The sequence below is a fragment of the Amycolatopsis sp. DG1A-15b genome (assembly GCF_030285645.1).
Lineage (GTDB): Bacteria > Actinomycetota > Actinomycetes > Mycobacteriales > Pseudonocardiaceae > Amycolatopsis.
On sequence record NZ_CP127296.1, the window covers coordinates 4643786 to 4667630 of the forward strand.

The following is a 23845-nucleotide window of genomic DNA, read 5'->3' on the forward strand; positions in this document are numbered from 1 at the left end:
CATACTTGCAGAGAGGTACCCAAAAGACCAGAGGAGTTCACTCGGAAAGCGGCAGAGACATCCGATGAATCCGGGAAGCGGCGCCAGCGTCAGGAGTCGATCTCCCGGCGGCAGAGCTGAGCGGCCAGGGTGTCGCCGGCCCACTTCTCCCACTGCTCGGCCGACCAGCCGCGGTCGCGGACGAACACCTGGTAGAGCTCCGGGCTGAGCACCCCGAACAGCACATCGGCAGCGTGCTCGGCGGTCACCCCGGCGCGGGCGCCGGGCTTGGCGACCAGCGCCCGCGCGGCCTCGAGGTGCACGGTGAAGCGCGGGTCCCCGTCGTCCCACTGCCCGGCGAGCGCCGGGTCGGCCGCGGCGGCGGCGCGCAGCATCTCGACGATCGGGGCGACGCGCCCGAGGATCTCCCGCGTGCCCCGGACGTGCAGCCGCAGCTGGGCTTCGGCGACCGGGGCGGCGAGCGCCTCCGGGAACCACGGCCGGTCCATCGTCGCCACCGGCTCGGCGTCGCCGGCGATCGCCGGGAGGCCGTCATGCACGCCGTCGCCAACGCCGAAGCCGCCGAGGCCTGGAACGGCTGGGAAGGCGTGCACTGGGCACGCCACCGCGCCCGGTACAACGCCATGGTCGGCGCCTTCAACGACAGCCTCTTCCGCACCGCCGCGATCGCCCTGGAGGACCACGTCCTCGACGTCGGCTGCGGCACGGGCCACGTCACGCTGCTGGCGGCCCAGCGGGCCACCCGCGGACACGTCGTCGGCGTCGACCTCTCGGCTCCGATGCTGGAACGCGCCCGCGCCGACGCGGCCGCCCACGGGATCGGCAACGTCCGGTTCGACCGGGGAGACGCCCAGGTCCACCCCTTCCCCGACGCCGGCTTCGACGTCGCGATCAGCCGGGGCGGGGTGATGTTCTTCGGGGACCCGGTGGCCGCGTTCGCCCACATCCGGCGGGCGCTGCGGCCCGGTGGCCGGCTGGTGTTCCTCGGCCCGCAGGGCGGCGGCCCGGAAAGCGACTACGCCCGCGCCACCGCGGCGCTCAAGCCGCTGTTGCGCGCACCGTCGCCCTCGTCGCGCGGCATGGGATCCCTGGTCGAGCCGGAGCGGATCCGCGAAGTCCTGGACGCGGCCGGGTTCGGCACGATCGACGTCGAACCGGTCACCGCACCGATGGACTACGGCCGGGACGCCGCCGACGCGGCCGAGTTCATCCTCGGTCAGGGCCCGGTGCGCGTGAACCTGGCCGGCCTCACCCCGGACGTCGTCGAACGGACGCGGGAACAGCTGCGAGAAGGGCTCGAGGCGTACGAAACTCCCGAAGGCGTCCGGATCACCGGCGCGGTCTGGCTGGTGCGCGCGACTCGCCCCTGACCGGCGGACCGCTTCAGGGAAGCGGCGGCAGCGCCGGCGTCTCCAGCCAGCGGGTGAAGAACCCGCGCAGCGAACGCCCCGCGTGCGCCTCGGCCGCGGCGACGAAGAGGTCCGTCGTGACCAGCCCGTGCCGGTGTTCCTCGGCCCACGACTTCAGCAGCGCGAAGAACGCCGGGTCCCCGATCTCGGCCCGCAGCGCGTGCAGCGTCAGCCCGCCGCGCTTGTAGACGCGCTCGTCGAACATCCGAGCCACCCCCGGGTCGGCGATCCGGACGTCCGCCGGCTTGGCCTTGATGCGGGCGTGCCAGCTGCGGGCCAGGGCCGAAGCCGGCTGGCCGCCCGACTCCTCCGACCACAGCCACTCGGCGTACGTCGCGAAGCCCTCGTTCAGCCAGATGTGGCGCCAGTCGGCCACCGTCAGGCTGTTGCCGAACCACTGGTGGGCCAGCTCGTGCAGCACCAGCCGCTCGTGGGTGCGGCGGCCGTCGACGTGGTTGGCGCCGAAGATCGCCATGCCCTGGGCCTCGATCGGGTCGTCGAGGTCGTCGTCGGTGACCACGATGACGTACTCGCCGAACGGGTACGGGCCGAACAGCCGCTGCAGGAACTCCATCATCCGGCCCTGCCGCCCGAAGTCCCGCTCGAACGCCCGCCGCAGCCGTGGGGGCACCGCCGCGCGCTGCGGCACAGCCGGGGTGACCGACTCGACGCCGCCGCGGCCGAAGCCGAGGCTCAGCACGCGGGCACCGAGGCCGGCGGGCGATCCCCAGCCGCGGCCGGTCAGCTCGACGTCGTCGTAGCGGCCGATCTGGACGCTCATCAGGTAGGTCGCCGTCGGCTCGGGCCGCTCGAAGACCCAGCGGCTCGTGCTGGCCGACGTCGAGCGCTCGACCAGGGTGCCGGTGACCGCGACCAGGTACGGCGACGCCGTCGTCACGCTCACCCGGTAGGCCGCCTTGTCCGACGGGTGGTCGTTGCACGGGAACCACGACGGCGCCCCGACCGGCTGGCTCGCCACCAGCGCGCCGTCGGTCAGCTCGTCCCAGCCGACGTCACCCCATCGGCTCCCCACCGGGCGCGGGTTGCCGACGTAGTGGACCTCGACGATGAACGCCCCACCCGCCGGGATCGACTTCGCCGGCTTGACGTGCAGCTTGGTGCCGCGCTTGAGGTACTTCGCGGGCTTCCCGTCGACGAGCACGCGGTTGATCCGGAACTCGCCGAAGTCGAAGCTGACGCGGGAAAGCGCCTGCGTCGCCTCCGCGGTGATCACCGCCGCCGCCGAGAGCCGGTTCGGCGCGACCTTGTAGTCGAGACTCAGGTCGTAGTGCCGGGTCCGGTAACCGCCGTTGCCGTGCGCGGGCAGGTAGGGGTCGCCGGAGGTGTCCGCGCCGGGAGCGGGAGCCTTCGAAATCACCCGTGGCGAACCTTTCGTCGTGCGTGCTGGAACCAGGCTCGCACGGATGGGTGAGTCCGGCGCGCCTGGTCCTGCTTTCGTTACTTACCCGGCCAGGCCGAGATCGGGTTGCCCAGCCAGCGCGTGTCGGCCGGCACCTCGTCGCCGCGGGTCACCAGCGAGCCCGGGCCGACCGTCGTCCGGGCCCCGATGCCGGCGCCGGGCAGCACGATGCCGTGCGGGCCGAGCGTCGCGCCTTCGCCGAGCGTCACCGGAGACATGCTCATGATCCGGTCGTGGAACAGGTGCGTCTGCACGACGCAGCCGCGGTTGATCGTCGCGCCGTCACCCAGCGAGACGAGGTCCGCCTCGGGCAGCCAGTACGTCTCCAGCCAGACGCCGCGGCCGATCTTGACGCCCATCGTGCGCAGCCACGCGGTCAGCAGCGGCGTGCCGCCGACCGAGCCGATCAGCCACGGCACCGCGAACGCCTCGACGAAGGTGTCGGCCAGCTCGTTGCGCCAGACGAAGGAGCTCCACAGCGGGTGGTCGACCTCGCGGAACTTCCCGACCAGCAGCCACTTCATCACCGTCGCGGTCAGCGCCGCGACGATCCCGGCGGCCAGCAGCGCGGGCCCGGCCAGCAGCGCGGCGACGCCGAAGCCGAACGCCGTCGCCGTCCACAGCAGCCCGAAGGCGACCACGACGGTCAGCGCGACCCCGCACATGACCGGGACGATCCGGCACAGCTCGACCAGCGCCCGCGCCGCCTTGAGGTGCAGCGCCGGGGTGTAGGTGCGGCTCGTGTCGGCGTCGCCGATCGCGCGGCGGACCGGCAGCGGCGGCATCCCGAGGTACGACGAGCCCTTCTTCGCCTTCAGCGGCGTCGAGGACAGGACGCCGACCAGGCCGCGCTTCGGCACCGAGCGGCCGGGCGCGGTCATCCCCGAGTTGCCGAGGAAGGCCTGCTTGCCGATCCGGGCCGGAGCGACGTGCAGCCAGCCGTGCCCGAGCTCGTAGGTGGCGACCATCGTGTCGTCGGCCAGGAACGCGCCGCTGTCGACCTTGGTCATCTTCGGCAGCGCCAGGACCGTCGACGCCTCGACGTTGCGGCCGACCTTCGCGCCCAGCAGCCGCAGCCACACCGGCGTGAACAGGCTGGCGTACAGCGGGAACAGGCCTTCGCGGGCCATGCTCATCAGGCGTTCGGTCGCCCAGACCTGCCATGCGACGCGGCCGTGCACCGGGTGGTAGCCCTCGACCATGCCGATGCTCAGCGACCGGACGCCGACCAGCACGAGCAGCATGTACGTGCCGAAGTACGCCGCGGTCGCGACCGGGACGAAGACCAGCGTGCGGGTGAAGGCGTCCAGGAGCGTCGGGGCGCCGGCGATCGCGTAGCCCAGCACGGCGACGCCGGCCAGCGCGGCCACGCCGGGCAGGAACCCCAGCGCCAGGGAGGTCACGCCGTAGACGGCGGACCAGAAGTGCGACCGCGGCGGGCGGCTCGACGGCCACTTCAGCGCGTCCTTCGCGTCCTTGCCGTCCTTCCCGACGGGCGCCGCGGGTGAACCGGCGAAGTGCTGACCGGCCTTGACCACGCCGCGGACGGTCGACCCGGCCGCGATCTCCGCGCCCTTGCCGACGCGGACACCCGGGAACAGCGTGCTGCGCGCGCCGACACGGGCTTCGGCGCCCACGTGGACCTTGCCGATGTGCACGACGTCGCCGTCGACCCAGTGGCCGGTCAGGTCGACCTCGGGCTCGATCGCGGCACCGCGGCCCAGCTTCAGGAAGCCGGTGACCGGCGGCGGCGAATGCAGGTCGACGTCCTTGCCGATCCGCGCGCCGAGCGCCTTCGCGTAGGTCGTCATCCAGGACGCGCCCGCGACGCTGTCCGCACCGGAAAACTCCGCGAGCTTCTCGGCCGTCCAGAGTCGCAAGTGGACACTGCCGCCACGCGGGTAGGTGCCGGGGCGGACGCCGGAAAGCAGCACGCGCGCGCCGCCGGCGGCGATGGCGATCCGGCCCGCCGGGCTGAACAGCACCACCCAGGCCAGGCCGATCCACGCCCAGCTCAGCGTCGGCGCCCAGGCGAACCCGAGCAGGGACAGGACGTTCGACAGCGCGGCGGCGAGCGTCGCCCAGCGCAGCCCGACCAGGCCCATCAGCGGGACCATCAGCAGCGTCTGGACCACCCCGGCACGGCGCTTCGTCGGCGCGATGTCCCGGCGTTCGGTGGCCTGGCCGCTCAGCGCGTCCAGCATCGCGGCCAGCGCGCCCAGCCTGGGGTGGGCGTAGATGTCGGCCACCGACACCTGCGGGTGCCGGGTGCGGATGCGGGCGACCACCTGGGCGGCGGTCAGGCTGCCGCCACCGTGGGTGAAGAAGTCCGCCTTCGGGCTGTCGACCGAGACACCGAGGATCTCGGCCCAGCCTTCGGCGAGCCACGTCTCGGTCGGGGTCAGCCCGGAAGCCTCCACTGTGGACAGTGGCCACGGGAGGGCGTTGCGGTCGACCTTGCCGGAGGTGCGGGTCGGCAGATCGTCGACGACGGCGAGCAGCGGGACCAGCGCGGCGGGCAGGTGCTCGCGCAGGCGCGTCGCGGCCTGGTCGAGGTCGAAGCCCGCCGACGCACTCTTCCCCGCGGAGGCGGCATCCAACACAGCGCCGCCGGGGACGACGTACCCGACGAGGACCTGGTTGCCGGCCTTGGTGCGGCGGACCGCGGCGGCCGCGCCCTGCACGCCCGGCAGGGCCTGCAGCGCGGCGTCGACCTCGCCCAGCTCGATGCGGCGGCCGCCGAGCTTGACCTGCTCGTCGAGTCGGCCGAGGAACAGCAGGCCTTCCTCTTCGGCGCGGACCATGTCGCCGGAGCGGTAGGCGCGCTGCCAGCCCAGCGACGGCAGCGGCGCGAACTTCTCGGCGTCCTTGGCCGCGTCGAGGTAGCGGGCCAGGCCGACACCGCCGATGACGAGCTCGCCGGTCTCGCCCATGGCGACCGGCTCGCCCTCGTCGTTGACCACGGCGAGCTGCCAGCCGGCGAGCGGCAGGCCGATCCGGACCGGGCCGTCACCGGTCAGCTGCGCGGCGCAGGCGACGACGGTGGCTTCGGTCGGGCCGTAGGTGTTCCAGACTTCGCGGCCTTCGACGGCGACGCGTTCGGCCAGCTCCGGTGGGCACGCCTCGCCGCCGAAGATGAGCAGGCGGACGTCTTCGAGCGCGTCGGCGGGCCACAGCGCGGCCAGCGTCGGCACGGTGGAGACGACGGTGATGCGCTGCGCGACCAGCCACGGGCCGAGGTCGACGCCGGTGCGGACCAGCGCGCGGGGCGCCGGGACCAGGCAGGCGCCGTGCCGCCAGGCCAGCCACATCTCTTCGCAGGAGGCGTCGAAGGCGACGCTGAGCCCGGCCAGGACGCGGTCGCCGGGGCCGATCGGCTCGTCGGCGAGGAACAGTTCGGCTTCGGCGTCGACGAAGGCGGCCGCACTCGCGTGGGTGACGGCGACGCCCTTGGGCTTGCCGGTGGAGCCGGAGGTGAAGATGATCCACGCGTCGTCGCCCGGGCCGGGGGTGCCGTCGCGGCCGCCCGGGGTGCTGTGGACGTTGATCTTGCCGTCGGTGGCGACGACGGCGACCTGGGCCTCTTCGAAGACCAGCTCGGCGCGCTCGTCCGGGTCGTCGGCGTCGACCGGCACGTACGCGGCGCCGACGGACAGGGTGGCCAGGATCGCGATGTAGAGCTCGGCGGTGCCGGAGGAGATGCGGATGCCGACGCGGTCGCCGAGGCCGACGCCGTAGCCCTTGAGGCGGCGCCCGTAGGCATCGATCTCCTCGAGGAGCCGCCGGTAGGTCAGGGTGGTGGTGCCGTCGTCGATCGCGGCGGCGTTCGGGTGCCGCTCGGCGGTGGCGGCGAGGACGTCGAGGAGGGTGCGCTCGGCGGCGCCGAGACCGGACCGGAACAGGGCCCGGTCGGCGACCGGGGCAGGCGTCACCTCGGCGGCGGATCCCGTGGGTTCGATGGTGACGGTCATCGGCCACTCACCCCGGGCAGGACAAAACCATGGGCGCGCAAGCCCACCACTCACCTTTCGGGAGCCTCAACCGGGCCAGCTCTCCGATTGAGGCGCCCGCAACGACCTTTCACCATACCCCCGGATCACCAAAAGATATCCACAGGGTCACGCGAGCGTGTCGGACCTCACGCCATACCCGGCCGGACGACACGCGTACTCAGACGGACGACACGCGTATCTGGCCGGACGACACGCCGGATCACCGACGATTCGTCGTGTCGTCCATCCCGGCACGCGTGTCGTCCGTTCAGGTACGCGTGTCGTCCGAAACGGGTCGGGAAATCAGCGGGATTTGGTGGACCGGGCCGCTTTTCCGCCGACCGGCCGGGCCTTCTTTTCGCGGACCCGGACGTTCACCCGGACGGGGGTGCCGGTGAAGCCGAACTGCTCGCGGAACTTGCGCTCGATGAACCGGCGGTAGCCCGCCTCGAGGAAGCCGGTGGTGAACAGCACCAGCGTCGGCGGGCGGATGCCGGCCTGGGTCGCGAACAGCACCTTCGGCTGCTTGCCGGAGCGGACCGGCGGCGGGGTGGCCGCGATCAGGTCGGACAGCCACGCGTTGAGCTGGCCGGTCGGCACCCGCTGGTCCCACGACTTCAGCGCGGTCCGCAGCGCCGGCGCGAGCTTGCGCACGGAACGGCCGGTCAGCGCCGAGATGTTGACCTTCTCCGCCCACGGGACGCGGACCAGGCCGCGGTCCAGCTCACGGACCATCGCGTGGCGGCGGTCCTCGTCGACCAGGTCCCACTTGTTGAACGCCAGCACGCAGGCGCGGCCGGCCTCGACGACCATGGTCAGCACCCGCAGGTCCTGCTCGGACAGCGGCTCGGCCGCGTCCAGCAGCACGATCGCAACCTCGGCCGCGTCGATCGCCGTCTTGGTGCGCAGCGACGCGTAGTACTCGGCGCCCGCGGCGAAGTTGACCCGCTTGCGCAGACCCGCCGTGTCCACGAACCGCCAGGTCTCGCCGTCCAGCTCGACCAGCGAGTCGACCGGGTCGACGGTGGTGCCGGCCACCGAGTCGACGACCGAGCGCTCCTCGCCGGAAAGCTTGTTGAGCAGGCTCGACTTGCCCACGTTCGGCTTGCCGACCAGCGCGACGCGCCGAGGCCCCGACGTCACGGCGCCGCCCTCGCGGGGCGACTCCGGCAGGGCCTTGAGGATGGCGTCGAGCAGGTCGCCGGAGCTGCGGCCGTGCAGCGCGCTGACCGGGTGCGGCTCGCCGAGGCCGAGCGACCACAGCGACGCGGTGTCCGCGAGCAGCCGGTCGTCGTCGACCTTGTTCGCGGCCAGCAGGACCGGCTTCTTCGAGCGGCGGAGCACCCTGGAGACGGCTTCATCGGTGGCCGTGGCCCCGACCGAGGCGTCGATGACCAGCAGGACCGCGTCCGCGGTCTGCATGGCCAGCTCGGCCTGGGCGGCGACGGAGGCCTGCAGCCCGGTCGCGTCCGGCTCCCAGCCGCCCGTGTCGACCAGGGTGAACTTGCGGCCACCCCAGTAGGCGTCGTAGGCGACGCGGTCGCGGGTCACGCCCGGCACGTCCTGCACGACGGCTTCGCGCCGGCCGAGGATGCGGTTGACCAGCGTCGACTTGCCCACGTTGGGCCGGCCGACGACGGCGAGCACCGGCTGTGCGAGCGCGGCCTCCTCGGCCGCTTCGGCCGCCTCGATCTGCGCGTCGAGCGCGGCGAACTCGGTCTCTTCCGACCAGGTGCCGTCGACTTCGCCGACGCTGTCCAACTCTTCCATCACTGACCCAATTTCCCTTATACCGCACCGAATCCGTGTTCGGCACGCCAGTCGTCCAAAGTCTTCACGAGCGCCGCGAGCTCACCGCGCAGCTCTTCGGTGCCCTGGTCGAGCCCGGTCTTCCCGGGGCCGACCTTCGGCGAGAACGGCTCGCCCACGAGGATGTCCACCCGCGGCCGGAACCGTCGTTTGCCATCGGCAGGCTTGAGCGTCCCCCGTGTCGCGACCGGGAGCACGGTCGCGCCGGAGGCCCGGACCAGCCAGGCCGCGCCGCGTTCGGCCGCGCCGACGTCCCCGCGACCGCGGGTGCCTTCGGGGAAGATCCCGACGACACCGCCGTCTTTCAGGACGCCGACCGCGGTGAGCAGCGGCTTGCGGTCGATCTCGCCGCGCTTGAGCGGGATCTGCCCGATCGCCAGCATGAACTTGCCGACGATCCCGCCGAACATCTCGGCCTTGACCAGGAACGCCGAACGCCGCGGAAGCATTCCGAAGATCAGCTGCGGCTCGATCATGGAACTGTGGTTGGCGATCACGAGCAGCGACCCGGTGGCGGGGACGCGCTCGCGGCCGTGCACCCGGATGCGGAAGGCCGAGCGCAGATAGTACCGGGCGAAGACCCGCCCGGCGTCGTGGAGCCTGCCGACGGAGCCTTCCGGCAATCCGTCAGCGGTCATCGCGCTACCTCGGCGTTGCACCCCGCCAGCAGGCCGCGGTGGCTGGCGAGCTCGCTGAGGGCGACGATCACCTGGTCGATCGACAGTTCCGAAGTGTCGACGGGCACGGCGTCGTCGGCCGCGCGCAGCGGCGAGGCGGCACGGGTCGAGTCGAGGCGGTCGCGGCGCTCGACGCTCGCCAGGGCGTCGGCGACCGACGACTGACGCCCGGCCGCGGTGTCCTGGGTGCTGCGGCGCGACGCGCGGACGTCGGCCGAGGCGGTCAGGAAGACCTTGAGCGGCGAGTCCGGCGCGACGACGGTGCCGATGTCCCGGCCCTCGACGACGATCCCGCCGCGGTGCGCCACGACGTCGTCGATGATCTGCCGCTGCCGCGCGACCAGCAGCTCGCGCACGTGCGGGACGGCGGACACGGGCGAGACGGCCTTGGTGACCTCCGGCCCGCGGATGTCGGCGGCGACGTCCTCGCCGGCCAGGCGGATCTCGGGCCGTTCGGGGCTGGTGCCGATGCTGAACTCGGCCCGGTCGGCCAGGGCGGCGACGGCCTTCGCGTCGGCCGGGTCGACCCCGGCGCGCAGCACGGCGAGGGTGACCATCCGGTACATCGCCCCGGTGTCGAGGTAGCCGGCCCCGAGGCGCTGGGCGAGCTTGCGGGCGACGGTGGTCTTCCCGGTCCCCGACGGGCCGTCCAGCGCGACCACACCACGTAGGGCTCCCGTCACCGGCACTCTCCTCGCGTTACTCGTCCCGTTCGGCTTCGTCCCCATTCTGCCGGTCGGGGTGTGGAGGAGATCAGTCGCCCCGGGCGCCGAAGCGCGCCACCACCAGCGCGAGGCGCTCGTCACGGTGGGCCGGGGACAGCCGGTGGCCGCGATCCAGGGTCACCAGGCCGTGCAACGTGCTCCAGAACACCTCGGTCAGCGCGCCCGCGTCCTGCCCCCTCGCCGCCGGCTCGACGACCGCGAGGAGCTCCGCGAAGCACGCCTTCATCACCTCCGGGGTGTCGTCCTCGGCGAAGCGCAGCTCCGAGGCGAGCGTGAACATCGCGTCGTAGAGGCCCGGTTTCGCCTCGGCGAAGGCCACATACGCCTCCACCACCCCGGCCAGGCCGCCGGGACCGGCCGCCACCAGCGTCGCGGCCAGCTCCGTGAAGCCCTCCAGGGCAGCCGCCGCCATGATCGCGTCCTTGCCGCCCGGGAAGTGGCTGTAGAGCACCGGCTGGCTGTACTCGATCAGGCCCGCGAGCCGCCGGGTGGTGACCGCGTCCCAGCCCTCCGCCTCGGCGAGCTCCCTGGCCGCGGCGACGATCCGCTGCCCTCGCTCGGTCCGGTCGCGCACACGCCGTTGCCGTTGGGTCATACGTCACATGCTAGCACTGCTAGACAAACTAGCGCCGCTAGGTTAGCGTTGCTAGAAATCCTAGCGATGCTAGAAAACTGGAGGGAAACACCATGCTCGTCACCGGCTACGTCCTCGTCGCGATCGTCTCGCTCGGGATCATCTACGTCGGCCTCAACTACCTCTTCGCGCCGAAGAAGATCGCCGCGGGCTTCGGCTTCAACGAGGTTCCCGAGAACGCCGACACCTTCTTGAACGTCAAGGGCGGCCGCGACGTCGGGGCCGGGCTCGTCCCGCTGGCCCTGATGATCTACGGCGACCCGCACGCGCTGGGCTGGGTCATCCTCACCGCAGCCGTCTGGCCCGTCTTCGACATGCTGATCATCCTGCGCCACCGGGGGAAGAAGGCCATCGCCTTCGGGGTCCACGGCCTGACCGCCGCCGTGATGGCCGTCGCGGGGCTGCTCCTGCTGCTCGGCTGAAATCCCGCGAATCGGACACCTGGGTTACGGTGGTTGGGTGAACGTCGAAGTAACTCCCCTGCCCGGCATCGGGGTCCGCAAGGACTTCGCCACCCGTACCGGCCGCCGCATCGGCGTCGTCACCCAGCGGGACGGTCACATCGAGCTGATCGTGTCCAAATCGGACGATCCCGATGCCTGCGCCGCCTCGATCCCGCTCACCGCGGACGAGGCCGGCGCGCTGGCCAACCTGCTCGGCGCGCCGCAGCTGGTCGCGCAGCTGACGGAGGAGCACCGGGACCTGCCGGGGATCAGCACGCGGCAGCTGCCGATCAAGCCGTCCGGCCCGTTCGACGGCCGGACGCTCGGCGACACCGCGATGCGCACCCGCACCGGCGTCTCGGTCGTTGCGGTGGCGCGGGCGGGGCAGGTGCACCCGTCGCCGACCCCGGACTTCACGTTCACCGGGGGTGACCTGCTGGTCGCGGTCGGCACGAGCGAGGGACTCGAAGCCGCCGTCAAGATCCTCAAGTACGGCTGAGCGGCCGATGGACCACACCGCGCTGTCCCTGATCGAATTGGGGGCGGTCTTCTTCGTGCTGGGCGTGCTCGGGCGCCTGGCCGGCAAGATCGGCCTCTCCCCCATCCCGCTCTACCTGCTCGGCGGCCTCTGCTTCGGCCAAGGCGGGCTGATCCCGCTGACCGACATCGGCGGCTTCACGCACCTGGCCGGTGAAATCGGCGTCGTGCTGCTGCTCCTGCTGCTCGGCCTCGAGTACTCCGCGGCCGAGCTGTTCACCGGGCTGCGCCGCTCGTGGACGGCGGGCCTGCTCGACATCGTCCTCAACGCGGCTCCCGGCGCGGCCGTCGCGCTGCTGCTGGGCTGGGGCCCGGTCGGCGCGATGGTGATGGCGGGCGTCACGTACATCTCGTCGTCCGGGATCGTCGCCAAGGTGCTCGGCGACCTCGGCAGGCTCGGCAACCGCGAGACGCCGGTGGTGCTTTCGATCCTCGTGTTCGAGGACCTGGCGATGGCGCTCTACCTGCCGATCCTCACCGCGGTGCTGGGCGGCGTCTCCCTGCTCGGCGGCCTGGAGGCGGTCGGGATCTCGCTGCTGGTGATCACCGTGGTGCTGGTGGTCGCGCTCAAGTTCGGCCGGTACGTCTCGGCGGCCGTCGACAGCCCGGACCGCGAGGTGTTCCTGCTCAAGGTCCTCGGCGCGGCGCTGCTGGTGGCCGGGCTGGCGTCGGCGATGCAGGTGTCGGCGGCGGTCGGGGCGTTCCTGCTCGGCATCGCGATCTCCGGCTCGACGGCGGAGAACGCGACGCGCATGCTGGAGCCCCTGCGTGACCTGTTCGCCGCGGTGTTCTTCGTGGTCTTCGGGCTCAACACCAACCCGGCGTCGATCCCGCCGGTGCTCGGCTGGGCGATCGTGCTGGCGGTCGTGACGACGCTGACGAAGGTCGGCACGGGCTGGTGGGCCGCGCGCCGCCAGGGCATCGGGAAGATGGGCCGGGCCCGCGCCGGCGCGGCTTTGGTGGCGCGAGGCGAGTTCTCGATCGTCATCGCCGGCCTGGCGGTGGCCGCGGGCGCGGTCACCGGGGAACTGGCGGCCTTGGCCACGGCCTACGTCCTGCTGATGGCGATCCTCGGCCCGACGGCGGCCCGGGTCGTCGAGCCGATCGCCCGCGCCCTGCAACGGAAAACGGCCCCGAAGAGGGCACCGGCCGAGGCAAACTAGCGCGACGACCGCGAACACGGTCTTGGCCGGCCTCCTGGACAGCTCCGCCACCGACCACGACGCCGTGCTCGCCGCCGCCGGCGACCGCCCCCAGGGCGGCCTGGGGGCACTGAACACGGCAACGCACGCGGCGACGATCGCCGACCTCGATCGGATGGGGCTGGACACCGTGCGAGCCGACCACACCACCGGCCGGGTCGACGTGCTCTCGCGCGAGTACGACCAGGGCGCGCGTATCAGCGCAGGCCCGCCCGGCCCGCCGACGGCACGAACGCGCCCGTGTCAGGAGCGACGGCCGGGTGAGTCGTCGCAGCCGGGACCACGCCGGCGAGCGGCACCGACAGCGACGTCCGCGCCAAGTCCAGCGTCACCCGGCCCGGCTGGGCGGGCCCGCGGATGAAGCTGCCGTCCGTGCCGCCGATGATCAGCGCCAGTGCGTGGCCGCGGGGCACGATGTGGTCCGTCGACGCCAGCCGGAACGTCATCGTGTACGCCGTTCCCGGCGTCAACGGCCGCTCCTGGGACAGGGACGCGTAGTTCGCCAGGTCCGCCCAGCCGCGGCTGAGGATCGTGTAGCCCACCTTCTTCACGTCCGCCGTCGCCACGCGGTAACAAGCGTCGTCCCCGGACGCCGACGAGCCCCAGCAGGTCTCCGATGTCCCCGTCTTGATCCCCTCGCCGCTGCCCGCGAAGTTGCGGATCGTCGCCGGGCCGAGGTCCACGAGCAGAGCCGACAGCCGCGCCGAGGACGTGCTCGGCGTCGCCGTCACGGTGATCGACGAGGTCCCCGAGACCTGCAGGTCGGACGGGAGAGCCCCGGTCGAGTAGGTCAGCGCGACGCTGCCCGGATCGGTCACCCAGGTGTCCTCGCCGACGCCCGGGTTGTCGGTGAACGACGCCGTGCCGGTTACCGGCGAGGTGCCCAGCCTGCCGGAGGCACCCGGTCGCAGGGTCGTCGCCACCGCACCGGCCGCCGGGTACGCGCTCTGGTCGGCCCACTGGTCGGGCTGCCGCTCGACGCTGGCCTGCGGCCCGTTCTGGACGCCGTTGTCGATCCCGAGCAGGTAGTGGTCGAACCACCGGTGCAGCAGGTCGACCCAGTCCGCGCGCCGGTAGTCGAACGGGTCGACGTGCCCGGTCTGCGACAGCCAGATCTTCTTCTCGACGTTCAGCCCGGCCCACCACTGTCCGAAGTGGATGGTCTTGACGTTGAGGTCGTTGACGCCGTGCGACAGCAGGACGCTGGCGCGCACGTTGCTCGCCCGCGTCACGTAGTCCCGGTCCGCCCAGAGCGGCCCGTAGTCGCCGTTCGCGGTGGCGCCCTGCGTCAGGACCTGGTTCTGCGCCGAGCAGTTCTGCCCGCTGTTGCGGGCCTCGACCGTCTGCGCCAGGCCGGCCGGGTTGAAGCCGAAGGTGGCGCCGTCGGAGCGGTAGTAGTCGTACCAGGAGCTGATCGCCGAGATCGGAACGATGGTCTTCAGCCCGGCGACGCCGGTCGCCGCGACGCCGTTGGCGATCGTGCCGTCGTAGGACTTGCCGATCATCCCGACGTTCCCGGTGCTCCAGCTCGCGGTCACCGCGCTGCCGCCGGTCTTCGCGGTGTAGCCGGTCGCGCGGCCGTTCAGCCAGTCGACGACCTTGCGGGCCGAACCGACGTCCGAGGCGCCGCCGACGTCCGCGCAGCCGGCCGACCGGTTCGTCCCGGCCAGGTCGACGAGCACCACGGCGTAGCCCCGCGGCACGAAGTAGTTGTCGTAGAACAGCGGGAACTTCACCGGTTTCCCGGCGCTGTCGTAGGACTTCAGCTCGCTCTCGTTGCCGCGCCCGCAGCACGAGTAGTACGGGCTGGCGTCCATGATCACCGGAACGCGTGCAGCCGCTTCGCCCGGCCGGATGACGTCGGCGGCGACTCGATCGGGCCGGCCGTCGCCGTCGCCGTCGCGGCCGATGTCGACCCAGACGGTTTCGCGGACCGCCTTCGCGTAGTCGTAGACCGGTTCGCTCCCCGCGGGCGCCGCGGCGGCCGGAGCCACCGCGCCGGACAGGAGCACCGCGAGGACCCCGCACACCACTCCGAGTCGCATGCCCGTCACGCTAGCGAGCCGGGGTCGTGGCCTGCTACGGCGGAAAGTCGGGCGTACGTTGGGAATCGTGACCGGATCCCTGCCCGCGGTGAGCCGCACCGCCATCGGTGTCGCCGCTCTGCGCGCCTACGAAAGCGGCCGCCCGGACCGCCTGTTCGACGACCCGTACGCGGCCGCCTTCTTCGAGGCGGGCCGTTCCGCGCTGCCCGACACCTCCCCCGAGGGGCCGCAGGCCGGGCTCGGCGCGCTGTTCTACCCGCAGGTCGTGATCCGCACCCGGTTCTACGACGACCAGCTGCTCGGCGCCGGCTGCGCCCAGGTCGTGCTGCTCGCGGCCGGGCTGGACACGCGGGCGTTCCGGCTCGCCTGGCCGGACGGCACCCGGCTGTTCGAGGTGGACCTGCCGGAGGTGCTGGCGTTCAAGGACGAGGTGCTCGCCGGGCAGCGCGCCGAACCGGCGTGCGCCCGGGTCGTCGTGCCTGCCGACCTGCGCGAGGACTGGGCCGCCGCGTTGCGCGGCGCCGGGTTCGACCCGGCCGTGCCGAGCGCGTGGCTGGCCGAGGGCCTGCTGATGTACCTGACCCCGGAGGAGGCCGAGCGGCTGCTGACCACCGTCGGCGAGCTGGCCGCGCCGGGCAGCCGGATCGCGTTCGAGCACCGGCCGGGCACCCCGCCGGGGAGCCTGATCGCCCGCGCCAAGGCGGCCGCGGGCGGCGAGCACGTCACGGACCTGTGGCGCGGCGGGCTCGGCGGCCGGGCACCGGAGTGGCTGGCCGCCCACGGCTGGGAGCCGTCGACGGTCACCCGCGCCGAGCTCGCCGCCGCCTACGGCCGCCCCTCGGACGACGACGCGACCGCCGGCGGCTTCGTCACCGCGGTGCGGTGACGAAGCCCGGAAAGCGCGAGTGTCAGAGCTCCACGTTGCGGTAGAGCGCGCCGACCTCGCCCTTCGTGAGCCGCCGGATCGAGCCGACGCGCTGGTTGCCGAGCTGGACGTCGCCGACCGCGGTGCGCACCAGCTTGAGCACCGGGTGGCCGGTGTCCTTGAGCAGGCGGCGCACGATGTGCTTCTTGCCCTCGTGGATGACCAGCTCCACCAGCGACTTGCCGGAGTGCATGTCCTTGACGCGGAACTGGTCGACCTTGACGATGCCGTCCGGCAGCTCCCAGCCCTTGCGCAGCTCCTTGCCGAGCCCGCGCGGCACGAGGCCGTCGACCTCGGCGAGGTAGGTCTTGAGCACCCGGTACGACGGGTGCATCAGCCGGTGCCCGAGGTCGCCGTCGTTGGTCAGCAGCAGCAGGCCCTCGGTGTTTTCGTCGAGCCGGCCGACGTGCACGACGCCGGGCGTCTCCTCGTAGCGGCCGCGCAGGTAGTCGCCCACGCACGGGCGGCCGCGGTCGTCCGACATCGTCGAGTGCACGCCCTTGGGCTTGTTCAGGGCGAGGTAGATCAGGTCGTCGCGCAGGTTCACGCGGGTGCCGTCGACGTGGATGATCGCGGCTTCCGGGTCGACGCGGCGGCCCAGCTCGGTGACGACCTCGCCGTCCACCTCGACCCGGCCGGCGACGATCAGGTCCTCCGCCGCGCGCCGCGAGGCGACGCCGGCCTGCGAGAGCACCTTCTGCAGCCGGACGCCGTCGGGGTGTTCACTGGATGTCATCGATGGTGTCCACTTCGGGTAGCAACGGAGCGATGGCGGGCAGGTCGTTCAGTGACGACAGCCCCAGTCGCTCCAGGAACAGCTCGGTCGTCACGTACAGCGTGCCGGTCGTCTCGGGATCGGTCCCCATCTCTTCGATGAGGCCGCGTGCGAGCAGCGTCCGGATCACGCCGTCCACGTTCACACCGCGCACCGCGGCGACCCTGGCCCGGGTCACCGGCTGCCGGTACGCGATCACGGCGAGGCTCTCCAGCGCGGCCCGGGTCAGCTTCGACCGCTGGCCGTCCAGCAGGAGCTTCTCCACGAACGGGGCATAGACGTCCCTAGTGTAGAACCGCCACCCTTCGCCGACGCGCCGCAGGTCGATCCCGGACGCCCGGTCGGTGAACTTCTGCGCCATGGTCCGCAGGGCGACGACGATCCGCGACTTGGGCTGGCCGAGGGTATCGGCCAGGAGTTCTTCACCGGCGGGCGAGTCGACGATCAGCAGCAGCGCTTCGAGAGCGGCTTCGAGAGCCTCGTCGGAGGTGACGTCCGGCATGGCATCGGCGTCCCCGGCGGCGACCAGGCCGGACGCGGGATCAGCCGGGGCGGGTTCAGCTGCTTCGGCGAGCTCGGGGGCGGTTTCCTCGACCGGCGCCTCCGGCTCAGCCGCAGCTTCCTCGACCGGCACCTCCGGCTCAGCCGCAGCCTCCTCGGCAGACACCTCCGGCTCGGCCGCGGCCTCCTCGACCGGCACCTCCGGCTCAGTCGCAGCCTCCGCGACCGGCACCTCCGCCCCAGCAGCAGTCTCGGCGACCGGCACCTCCGGCTCAGTCGCAGCCTCCGCGACCGGCACCTCCGCCTCGGTCAGCGGCTCCACCGGGTCGCCGTCCTCGGTCACCGGCTCGCCGGACAGGGCCTCGTCCAGGGCCAGCTCCGCCGCGGCCTCCTCCGGCTCGCCCGTAGGCGGCTCCGGTGCCTCCGGCGTCTCGGCCACTTCGTCGTTCTCGGGGTTCACCCGTACTCCTCTTCGTCTCCGGCGGTGCGGTCCAGCTCGGCCGCCGCGGAGGCTTCTTCCTTCGAGCCGCCCGTCCAGCGGACGTGCAGCTCCGCCAGTGCCTCGCTCTGCTCGAACTGGACCGTCGCCTCGCGGTAGAGCTCCAGCAGCGCCAGGAAGCGCGCCACGATCTCCACCGTGTGCTCGCAGTCGTCGACCAGCTCGCCGAACGTCGCCTGGCCGCGTTCGGCCAGCATCACCCGCAGGATCGCCGCGTGCTCGCGCACCGAGATGCGGCCCATGTGGATGTGGGCGATCGACACCGTCGGCGGCGGCTTCGGCCGGAACACCGCCACCGCGATGTCGGCGAACTTCTCCGGCGTCACGCCCAGCATGACCTCGGGCAGCAGTCCGACGAACCGCTCCTCCAGCGCCACCGACCGCGGGTACCGCCGCAGCGCGCCCTGCTCCAGCTCACCGAACAGCGCCGCCACCTGCTTGTACGCGCGGTACTGCAGGATCCGCGCGAAGAGCAGGTCACGGGCCTCGAGCAGGGCGAGGTCGTCCTCGTTCTCCACCTCGGCCGACGGCAGCAGCCGCGCGGCCTTGAGGTCGAGCAGGGTCGCCGCGATGACCAGGAACTCCGTGGTCTCGTCGAGGTTCCAGTCGGTGCCCAGCGCGCGCGTGTACGCGATGAAGTCGTCGGTGACCGTGTGCAGCGCCACTTCGGTGACGTCGAGCTGGTGCTGCGAGATCAGCTGCAGTAGCAGGTCGAACGGCCCTTCGAAGTTGGCCAGCCGCACCTTGAACTTCGATGTGCTCAGTTCTTCGGTGTTGACGCCTTCGGGGATCATCCCGCCGTGCACCGTCTGGTGCTCTTCGGGTGCCTGTTCCTCCGGAGCCGGTGCCGGCTCGTCCATCAGCCCTCGGTTTCGCCGCCGTCTGAGCCGACCACCCGCAGCCGCTGCACCAGCACCGACTCCTCGCCGTTCTGGTCGAAGTCGGCCAGCAGCACGGCGACGGCCTCGCGGACCAGCCGGCCGCGGTCGACGACCAGGTCGTGCTTCGCGCGCAGCGTCAGCCGGGCCTGCTCCATGGCGACGAGCTCGTCGCCGGAGACGTACACGGTGATCTTCGCGTCGTGCTTGGTCCGGCCGGACCCGTGCGGGGCCGCGCTGCGGGCGAGCTGTTCCGTCCGGCCGTTGCCCGCGGGCTTGGCCGGCTCGGCGGGCTCGGGCGGGAGGTCGAGGGCGGGGCTGGAGGTGAGGCGGAAGAGTTCCGACGCTCCGGGCAGGGAGGCGCGCCTGCTCACCGAGCGATCACCTCGCGGGCCAGCTGACGGTACGCCGCCGCGCCGGCCGACTTGGGCGCCCAGGTCGTGATCGGCTCACCCGCGACCGTCGTCTCGGGGAACCGCACGGTGCGGTTGATGACCGTGTCGAACACGGTCTCGCCGAATGCCTCCACCACGCGAGCCATGACCTCCTTCGAATGCAGGGTTCTCGGGTCGTACATGGTGGCGAGAATCCCGACTATGTCCAGTTTGGGGTTGAGGCGTTCCTGGACCTTCTCGATGGTGTCGATCAGGAGGGCGACGCCTCGCAGACTGAAGAACTCGCACTCCAGCGGGATGATCACGCCGTCCGCGGCGGTCAGCGCGTTCACCGTGAGCAAGCCGAGCGAGGGCTGGCAGTCGACAAGAACATAGTCGTAGTCGTTCATGACCGGACGCAGGACCCGTAACAACGTGTGCTCGCGCCCTACCTCCGCGACGAGCTGGACCTCCGCCGCGGACAGGTCGATGTTGCTCGGCAGCAGGTCAACGCCGTCGACACGGGTTTTCATCAGCACGTCGGTGGCGCTGACCGAGCGCTCCATGATGGCGTTGTACACCGTCTGGTCCAGTTCGTGCGGCTGGATGCCGAGGCCGACGGCGAGCGCGCCCTGCGGGTCGAAGTCGACGAGCAGCACCTTGCGGCCGTACTCGGCGAGGGCGGCGCCCAGGTTGATGGTCGACGTCGTCTTGCCGACGCCGCCCTTCTGGTTGCACATCGCCATGATCTTGGCCGGGCCGTGCTTGTCCAGCGGCGCCGGATCGGGGTGCTCGCGGATCGGGCGGCCGGTCGGGCCGATGCCCTCGAGCTTGACCTTCTTGCCGTTGCGCTCCTGCTGTTCGTCGCCTTCGTGGATCGCGGGCGTGGCGATGGTGACCTGGCTGAGGTTCGCCGCCGCCGACCCGGCGGACTCGGCCGGTACGGCCGGCTGGTTCGGTGTCGACATGGCGCGAAAGCTCCTTGTTCGTCAGCGTCGCCGCAGCCTATGTCCGGAGTCGGAGCCCCGGCAAAGCAACGCGCCGGACCCGAGGGGGCAATGTCACTCGACTGTCGGTGCAGGCTGGCAAGGCTGTCGGCCGTTTCTACGGCCGTCTAGCCCAACGCTCGCGGGTGCGCCGTCGCGTAGACCTCGCGCAAGGTGTTGACCGTGACCAGCGTGTACACCTGGGTCGTCGTCACCGACGCGTGGCCGAGCAGTTCCTGGACGACGCGGACGTCGGCGCCGCCTTCGAGCAGGTGCGTGGCGAAGGAGTGGCGGAGCGTGTGCGGCGAGACGACGGCGGTGATGCCCGCCCGCCCGGCGGTGTCCTTGAGGACCTGCCACGCGCTCTGCCGCGACAGCCGGCTGCCGCGGGCGTTGAGGAACAGCGCCGCCGTCCCCCGGCCGTGCACCGCGAGCGCCGGCCGGGCGCGGACGGTGTAGGCGTGCAGCGCGGCGAGCGCGGGACGGCCGATCGGCACCAGCCGCTGCTTGCCGCCCTTGCCGTCGAGCAGCACGGTGCGCTCGGCGGCGTCGACGTCGTCGATGTCCAGGCCGACCGCCTCGGAGATCCGCGCCCCGGTGGAGTAGAGCAGCTCCAGCAGCGCCCGGTCGCGCAGCGGGCGCTCGCCGTCCGGGGGCGGGGTCTCGAGCAGCCGCAGCACGTCGTCGACCGGCAGCGCCTTGGGCAGCCGCTTCGCCGGCGTCGGCGGCCGGACTTCGCGGGCCGGGTTGTGCTCGGTGAGGCCCTCGGCGTGCGCGAACTTGTGCAAGCCGCGCACGGCGACCAGGGCCCGGGCGGCCGATGACGCGGCCAAGGGCTGGTGCTCGTCGTCGCCCTCGCGCAGGGCGGCACCGAAGGCCGTGACGTGCGCGGCCGTGATGTCGGCGATCTTCGCGACGCCCAGGCCGTCCAGGTGCGCGGCGTACCGGCGCAGGTCGCGGGCGTAGCTGTCCAAGGTGTTGCGGGCGGTCCCGCGTTCGACGACCAGGTGGTCGAGGTAGGCGGCGATCACGTCGGCCGTGCTGTGCGGGCTGGAGGCCACGCCGTCACCTTAGGCCGCCGGGCGGTCGTGACCCGGGAGAAACCCCGTTCTCAGCCGCACGCGGTTACCGTGGATTCATGGAGTCCGACGAGCTCCGCATCGGCACGGCCGAGCGCGAGGAAGCGGCGAGGCTGCTCGCCGACCACTTCGGCATGGGCCGCATCACGCCGGACGAGTACGAGACCCGGGTGACGGACGCCTACGCGGCGGCCACCCTCGGTGATCTCCGGCCGCTGTTCCGCGACCTGCCGCAGCCGCACCCGGGCTTCTTCGGGCCACCGCCGGCACCGATGTACCCGCAGACCACCACACAGCTGCCGGTGTACGGGCCGGACCTGTACCCGCCACCGGCCCCGGTGCCGTACGCACCGCCGATGCCGGTGCCGTACTCGTACCGGTCGAAAACGGTGGCCGGGGTGCTGCAAATCGTGCTGCCCTTCGGCGTCGGCCGGTTCTACACCGGCCAGGTCGGCCTCGGCCTGCTGCAGCTGTTCGTCTGCATGATCACCTTCGGCTTCGGCGCGATCTGGCCGATCATCGACGGCATCGTGCTGCTGGCCAACGGCGGCATGGACGCCGAAGGCCGCCCGCTGCGCCCCTGAGTCAGGGGCGCAGCGGAGCAGCTCAGGCTTGCTTGCGCTTGGCGAACGCCGTCGGGCGGTCCTCCCACGGGGCGTCGGCCGGACGCGGTGAGGCCACGCCGGTGAGCACCGCGTGGGTGGCCAGCACGCCGGAGACGGTGGCGCCGTTGAGCAGCTCGCCCGCCAGGGCCATCCGGACCGCCTCGGCGAGCGGGAACTTGCGGATGACCAGGTCCGCCTCCTCCTCGCCGAGCACGTCGCGGTCCACATCGGACAGCCCACGGGCCAGGAACACCCGCACGACCTCGTCGGTGAAGCCCGGCGACGCCGCGACGTCGACCAGGGTCACCCAGTCCGACGCGGCCAGGCCGACCTCTTCGACGAGCTCCCGGCGAGCCGTGCCCACCGGGTCCTCGCCGAGGTGGTCGATCAGGCCCGCGGGCAGCTCCCACAGCCGGTGCCCGATCGGGTGCCGGTACTGGTGGATGAGCGTGACCTGCTGCTCCTCGTCCAGCGCGACGATCGCCACCGCGCCGAGGTGCTCGATCACCTCGCGGACCGCGGTGTCCCCGCCCGGCATCACGACGTCGTCGATGCGCAGGCCGACGACACGTCCGATGTGGACGTCCCGGCTGGACGCGACGCTGAACTCGTGCTCGCCCGGCGCGGTCACCGGGCCGCCACGGAGGCTTCGGGCAGCTCGACCGGCAGCCGCTCGGCGACCTTGCGGTCCACCACGGCCTTGACGAACGCGCTGAACAGCGGGTGCGGCCGGGTCGGGCGGCTCTTGAGCTCGGGGTGCGCCTGCGTGCCGACGAAGAACGGGTGCTGCTCGGCGGGCAGCTCGACGAACTCGACCAGGCGGTCGTCCGGCGACGTGCCGGAGAAGACCAGGCCGGCGTCCGAGAGCTGCTTGCGGTAGGCGTTGTTCACCTCGTAGCGGTGCCGGTGGCGCTCGGACACCTCGGTGGTGCCGTAGGCCTTCGCGACCTGCGAACCCGCCTTGAGCTTCGCCGGGTACGCGCCGAGCCGCATCGTGCCGCCCATGTCCCGCTCCCCCGCGACGACGTCGCGCTGGTCGGCCATGGTCGAGATCACCGGGTGCTGGGTGTTCTCGTCGAACTCAGACGACCCGGCGTCCTTGATGCCGGCCAGGTGCCGGGCCGCCTCGATGACCATGCACTGCAGGCCGAGGCACAGGCCGAGCAGCGGGACGCCGCGGGTGCGGGCGTACTCGATCGCGCCCACCTTGCCCTCGATGCCGCGAATGCCGAACCCGCCCGGGATCAGCACACCGTCCACATCGGACAGGACGGAAGCGGCCCCGGACGCGGTCTGCGCGTCGTCGGAGGCGACCCAGACGATCTCGACCTTCGCGCGGTGGGCGAACCCGCCCGCACGCAGCGCCTCGGTGACCGAGAGGTAGGCGTCCGGCAGGTCGATGTACTTGCCGACGACCGCGATCCGCACGACCTCGTTCGGGTTGTGCACCCGGTCGAGCAGGTCGCCCCACACCGTCCAGTCGACGTCGCGGAACGGCAGCCCGAGGCGGCGGACGACGTAGGCGTCCAGCGCCTCGCGGTGCAGCACCTTCGGGATGTCGTAGATCGACCGCGCGTCCGGGCAGGCGATGACGGCCTCGGTGTCGACGTCGCACATCAGGCCGATCTTGCGCTTGAGGTCCTCCGGGATCTCCCGGTCGGCCCGGCAGACCAGCGCGTCGGGCTGGATACCGATGTTGCGCAGCGCCGCGACCGAGTGCTGGGTCGGCTTCGTCTTGAGCTCGCCCGACGGCGCCAGGTACGGCACCAGCGAGACGTGCAGGAAGAAGCAGTGGTCACGGCCGACGTCGTGGCGGACCTGGCGGCAGGCCTCCAGGAACGGCAGGGACTCGATGTCGCCGACCGTGCCGCCGACCTCGGTGATGACGACGTCCGGCGACTGGCCGGCCTCGTCCGGTTCGGCGGCAGCGGTGATCCGGGCCTTGATCTCGTCGGTGATGTGCGGAATGACCTGCACGGTGTCGCCGAGGTACTCGCCGCGGCGCTCCTTGGCGATCACCTCGGAGTAGACCTGGCCGGTGGTGACGTTGGCCTTGCCGTCGAGGTCGCGGTCGAGGAACCGCTCGTAGTGGCCGATGTCGAGGTCGGTCTCGGCGCCGTCGTCGGTGACGAACACCTCACCGTGCTGGAACGGGTTCATCGTCCCGGGGTCGACGTTGAGATAGGGGTCGAGCTTCTGCATCGTGACGCGAAGCCCGCGTGCGGTAAGGAGCTGACCCAGGCTGGAAGCCGTGAGTCCCTTACCCAGAGAGGAGGCAACGCCTCCGGTGACAAAAACGTACTTGGTTGCCCGTGACTGAAGTCCCACGG

22 protein-coding genes are annotated in these 23845 nt (G+C 72.0%); 6 read left to right on the forward strand and 16 right to left on the reverse strand.

From position 1 onward, the window contains the following. Nucleotides 1–89: 89 nt before the first annotated feature. Nucleotides 90–539 carry a hypothetical protein gene (locus tag QRY02_RS21130; protein ID WP_285993255.1) on the reverse strand — a complete coding sequence of 150 codons (450 nt, stop codon included), beginning with the start codon at nucleotides 537–539 and terminating at the stop codon, nucleotides 90–92. Here QRY02_RS21130 and QRY02_RS21135 point away from each other — a divergent pair. Then, on the forward strand, nucleotides 534–1370 hold the full coding sequence (locus tag QRY02_RS21135; protein WP_285993256.1) for a class I SAM-dependent methyltransferase: 837 nt from the start codon (nucleotides 534–536) through the stop codon (nucleotides 1368–1370). The two genes, QRY02_RS21130 and QRY02_RS21135, sit on opposite strands and share 6 nt — an antisense overlap. Nucleotides 1371–1383: 13 nt before the next feature. On the opposite strand, the gene QRY02_RS21140 is transcribed toward QRY02_RS21135, so the two are convergent. The 6 genes from QRY02_RS21140 to QRY02_RS21165 form a co-directional block, all read right to left on the reverse strand. Beyond that, a complete protein-coding gene (locus QRY02_RS21140) occupies nucleotides 1384–2787 on the reverse strand; it encodes a M1 family metallopeptidase (protein ID WP_285993257.1) in 1404 nt (467 codons plus the stop codon). Nucleotides 2788–2867: 80 nt separating this feature from the next. Next, a complete protein-coding gene (locus QRY02_RS21145) occupies nucleotides 2868–6800 on the reverse strand; it encodes a Pls/PosA family non-ribosomal peptide synthetase (RefSeq protein ID WP_285993258.1) in 3933 nt (1310 codons plus the stop codon). Between the two features lie 324 nt (nucleotides 6801–7124). Next, the gene (gene der / locus QRY02_RS21150) at nucleotides 7125–8591 is read right to left on the reverse strand and encodes a ribosome biogenesis GTPase Der (RefSeq protein ID WP_285993882.1); all 1467 of its coding nucleotides are present in this window, start codon (nucleotides 8589–8591) and stop codon (nucleotides 7125–7127) included. A 17-nt stretch (nucleotides 8592–8608) separates the two neighbouring features. Then, nucleotides 8609–9268, reverse strand: coding sequence for a lysophospholipid acyltransferase family protein (locus tag QRY02_RS21155; RefSeq protein WP_285993259.1), 660 nt, complete (start codon nucleotides 9266–9268; stop codon nucleotides 8609–8611). Continuing rightward, nucleotides 9265–9969 (reverse strand): (d)CMP kinase, encoded by a 705-nt coding sequence (cmk, locus tag QRY02_RS21160; protein WP_285993883.1) that lies wholly within the window; start codon nucleotides 9967–9969, stop codon nucleotides 9265–9267. The genes QRY02_RS21155 and cmk overlap by 4 nt, the downstream gene beginning before the upstream one ends. A 91-nt stretch (nucleotides 9970–10060) precedes the next feature. Then, entirely contained in the window at nucleotides 10061–10606 is a 546-nt protein-coding gene (locus QRY02_RS21165) for a TetR/AcrR family transcriptional regulator (protein ID WP_285993884.1), read from the reverse strand. A gap of 113 nt (nucleotides 10607–10719) precedes the next feature. Between QRY02_RS21165 and QRY02_RS21170 the strand changes: the two genes are divergently transcribed. Genes QRY02_RS21170 through QRY02_RS21180 form a run of 3 tightly spaced genes read left to right on the forward strand, consistent with a single transcriptional unit; the run spans nucleotide 10720 to nucleotide 12809 of the window. Further along, nucleotides 10720–11088, forward strand: coding sequence for a DUF4267 domain-containing protein (locus QRY02_RS21170; RefSeq protein WP_285993260.1), 369 nt, complete (start codon nucleotides 10720–10722; stop codon nucleotides 11086–11088). A 37-nt stretch (nucleotides 11089–11125) separates the two neighbouring features. Then, on the forward strand, nucleotides 11126–11608 hold the full coding sequence (locus QRY02_RS21175; RefSeq protein ID WP_191316029.1) for a cation:proton antiporter regulatory subunit: 483 nt from the start codon (nucleotides 11126–11128) through the stop codon (nucleotides 11606–11608). 7 nt (nucleotides 11609–11615) lie between these two features. Further along, nucleotides 11616–12809, forward strand: a complete 1194-nt coding sequence (locus QRY02_RS21180) for a cation:proton antiporter (protein WP_285993261.1) — start codon at nucleotides 11616–11618, stop codon at nucleotides 12807–12809. A 236-nt stretch (nucleotides 12810–13045) separates the two neighbouring features. Here QRY02_RS21180 and QRY02_RS21185 read toward each other — a convergent pair whose 3' ends face one another. After that, nucleotides 13046–14893, reverse strand: coding sequence for a Xaa-Pro dipeptidyl-peptidase (locus tag QRY02_RS21185; protein ID WP_285993262.1), 1848 nt, complete (start codon nucleotides 14891–14893; stop codon nucleotides 13046–13048). A 67-nt stretch (nucleotides 14894–14960) separates the two neighbouring features. Here QRY02_RS21185 and QRY02_RS21190 point away from each other — a divergent pair, with 67 nt between their 5' ends. Beyond that, on the forward strand, nucleotides 14961–15779 hold the full coding sequence (locus QRY02_RS21190) for an SAM-dependent methyltransferase (protein ID WP_285993263.1): 819 nt from the start codon (nucleotides 14961–14963) through the stop codon (nucleotides 15777–15779). Nucleotides 15780–15801: 22 nt separating this feature from the next. Here QRY02_RS21190 and QRY02_RS21195 read toward each other — a convergent pair whose 3' ends face one another. The 6 genes from QRY02_RS21195 to xerD all read right to left on the reverse strand — a co-directional run bounded on the left by QRY02_RS21195 (nucleotide 15802) and on the right by xerD (nucleotide 20862). Next, a complete protein-coding gene (locus QRY02_RS21195) occupies nucleotides 15802–16554 on the reverse strand; it encodes a pseudouridine synthase (RefSeq protein WP_285993264.1) in 753 nt (250 codons plus the stop codon). Continuing rightward, entirely contained in the window at nucleotides 16541–17326 is a 786-nt protein-coding gene (gene scpB / locus QRY02_RS21200) for an SMC-Scp complex subunit ScpB (RefSeq protein ID WP_502874264.1), read from the reverse strand. The genes QRY02_RS21195 and scpB overlap by 14 nt, the downstream gene beginning before the upstream one ends. Before the next feature lie 224 nt (nucleotides 17327–17550). Continuing rightward, nucleotides 17551–18453, reverse strand: a complete 903-nt coding sequence (locus QRY02_RS21205; protein WP_285993265.1) for a segregation and condensation protein A — start codon at nucleotides 18451–18453, stop codon at nucleotides 17551–17553. Continuing rightward, complete coding sequence (locus tag QRY02_RS21210) at nucleotides 18453–18845, reverse strand: cobyrinic acid a,c-diamide synthase (protein WP_285993266.1); 393 nt, start codon at nucleotides 18843–18845, stop codon at nucleotides 18453–18455. Before QRY02_RS21210 ends, QRY02_RS21205 begins: the two co-directional genes overlap by 1 nt. Next, entirely contained in the window at nucleotides 18842–19813 is a 972-nt protein-coding gene (locus QRY02_RS21215; protein WP_285993267.1) for a ParA family protein, read from the reverse strand. The genes QRY02_RS21210 and QRY02_RS21215 overlap by 4 nt, the downstream gene beginning before the upstream one ends. Before the next feature lie 146 nt (nucleotides 19814–19959). Next, a complete protein-coding gene (xerD, locus tag QRY02_RS21220; RefSeq protein ID WP_285993886.1) occupies nucleotides 19960–20862 on the reverse strand; it encodes a site-specific tyrosine recombinase XerD in 903 nt (300 codons plus the stop codon). A gap of 107 nt (nucleotides 20863–20969) precedes the next feature. Between xerD and QRY02_RS21225 the strand changes: the two genes are divergently transcribed. Beyond that, nucleotides 20970–21494: a DUF1707 domain-containing protein gene (locus QRY02_RS21225; RefSeq protein ID WP_285993268.1), complete on the forward strand. Its 525-nt coding sequence runs from the start codon at nucleotides 20970–20972 to the stop codon at nucleotides 21492–21494. A 22-nt stretch (nucleotides 21495–21516) separates the two neighbouring features. On the opposite strand, the gene QRY02_RS21230 is transcribed toward QRY02_RS21225, so the two are convergent. Together QRY02_RS21230 and pyrG are read right to left on the reverse strand one after the other, a co-directional pair. Beyond that, entirely contained in the window at nucleotides 21517–22146 is a 630-nt protein-coding gene (locus QRY02_RS21230; RefSeq protein ID WP_285993269.1) for an NUDIX domain-containing protein, read from the reverse strand. Next, nucleotides 22143–23843: a CTP synthase gene (gene pyrG / locus QRY02_RS21235; RefSeq protein ID WP_285993270.1), complete on the reverse strand. Its 1701-nt coding sequence runs from the start codon at nucleotides 23841–23843 to the stop codon at nucleotides 22143–22145. Before pyrG ends, QRY02_RS21230 begins: the two co-directional genes overlap by 4 nt. Between the last annotated feature and the right edge of the window lie 2 nt (nucleotides 23844–23845).

Coding starts and splice junctions, on each gene's coding strand:
- QRY02_RS21135 (WP_285993256.1), top strand. CDS start 534: ATGCACGCCGTCGCCAACGCCGAAGCCGCCGAGGCCTGGAACGGCTGG.
- QRY02_RS21145 (WP_285993258.1), bottom strand. CDS start 6,800: ATGACCGTCACCATCGAACCCACGGGATCCGCCGCCGAGGTGACGCCT.
- der (WP_285993882.1), bottom strand. CDS start 8,591: ATGGAAGAGTTGGACAGCGTCGGCGAAGTCGACGGCACCTGGTCGGAA.
- QRY02_RS21155 (WP_285993259.1), bottom strand. CDS start 9,268: ATGACCGCTGACGGATTGCCGGAAGGCTCCGTCGGCAGGCTCCACGAC.
- QRY02_RS21170 (WP_285993260.1), top strand. CDS start 10,720: ATGCTCGTCACCGGCTACGTCCTCGTCGCGATCGTCTCGCTCGGGATC.
- QRY02_RS21180 (WP_285993261.1), top strand. CDS start 11,616: ATGGACCACACCGCGCTGTCCCTGATCGAATTGGGGGCGGTCTTCTTC.
- QRY02_RS21185 (WP_285993262.1), bottom strand. CDS start 14,893: ATGCGACTCGGAGTGGTGTGCGGGGTCCTCGCGGTGCTCCTGTCCGGC.
- QRY02_RS21195 (WP_285993264.1), bottom strand. CDS start 16,554: ATGACATCCAGTGAACACCCCGACGGCGTCCGGCTGCAGAAGGTGCTC.
- QRY02_RS21205 (WP_285993265.1), bottom strand. CDS start 18,453: ATGGACGAGCCGGCACCGGCTCCGGAGGAACAGGCACCCGAAGAGCAC.
- QRY02_RS21215 (WP_285993267.1), bottom strand. CDS start 19,813: ATGTCGACACCGAACCAGCCGGCCGTACCGGCCGAGTCCGCCGGGTCG.
- QRY02_RS21225 (WP_285993268.1), top strand. CDS start 20,970: ATGGAGTCCGACGAGCTCCGCATCGGCACGGCCGAGCGCGAGGAAGCG.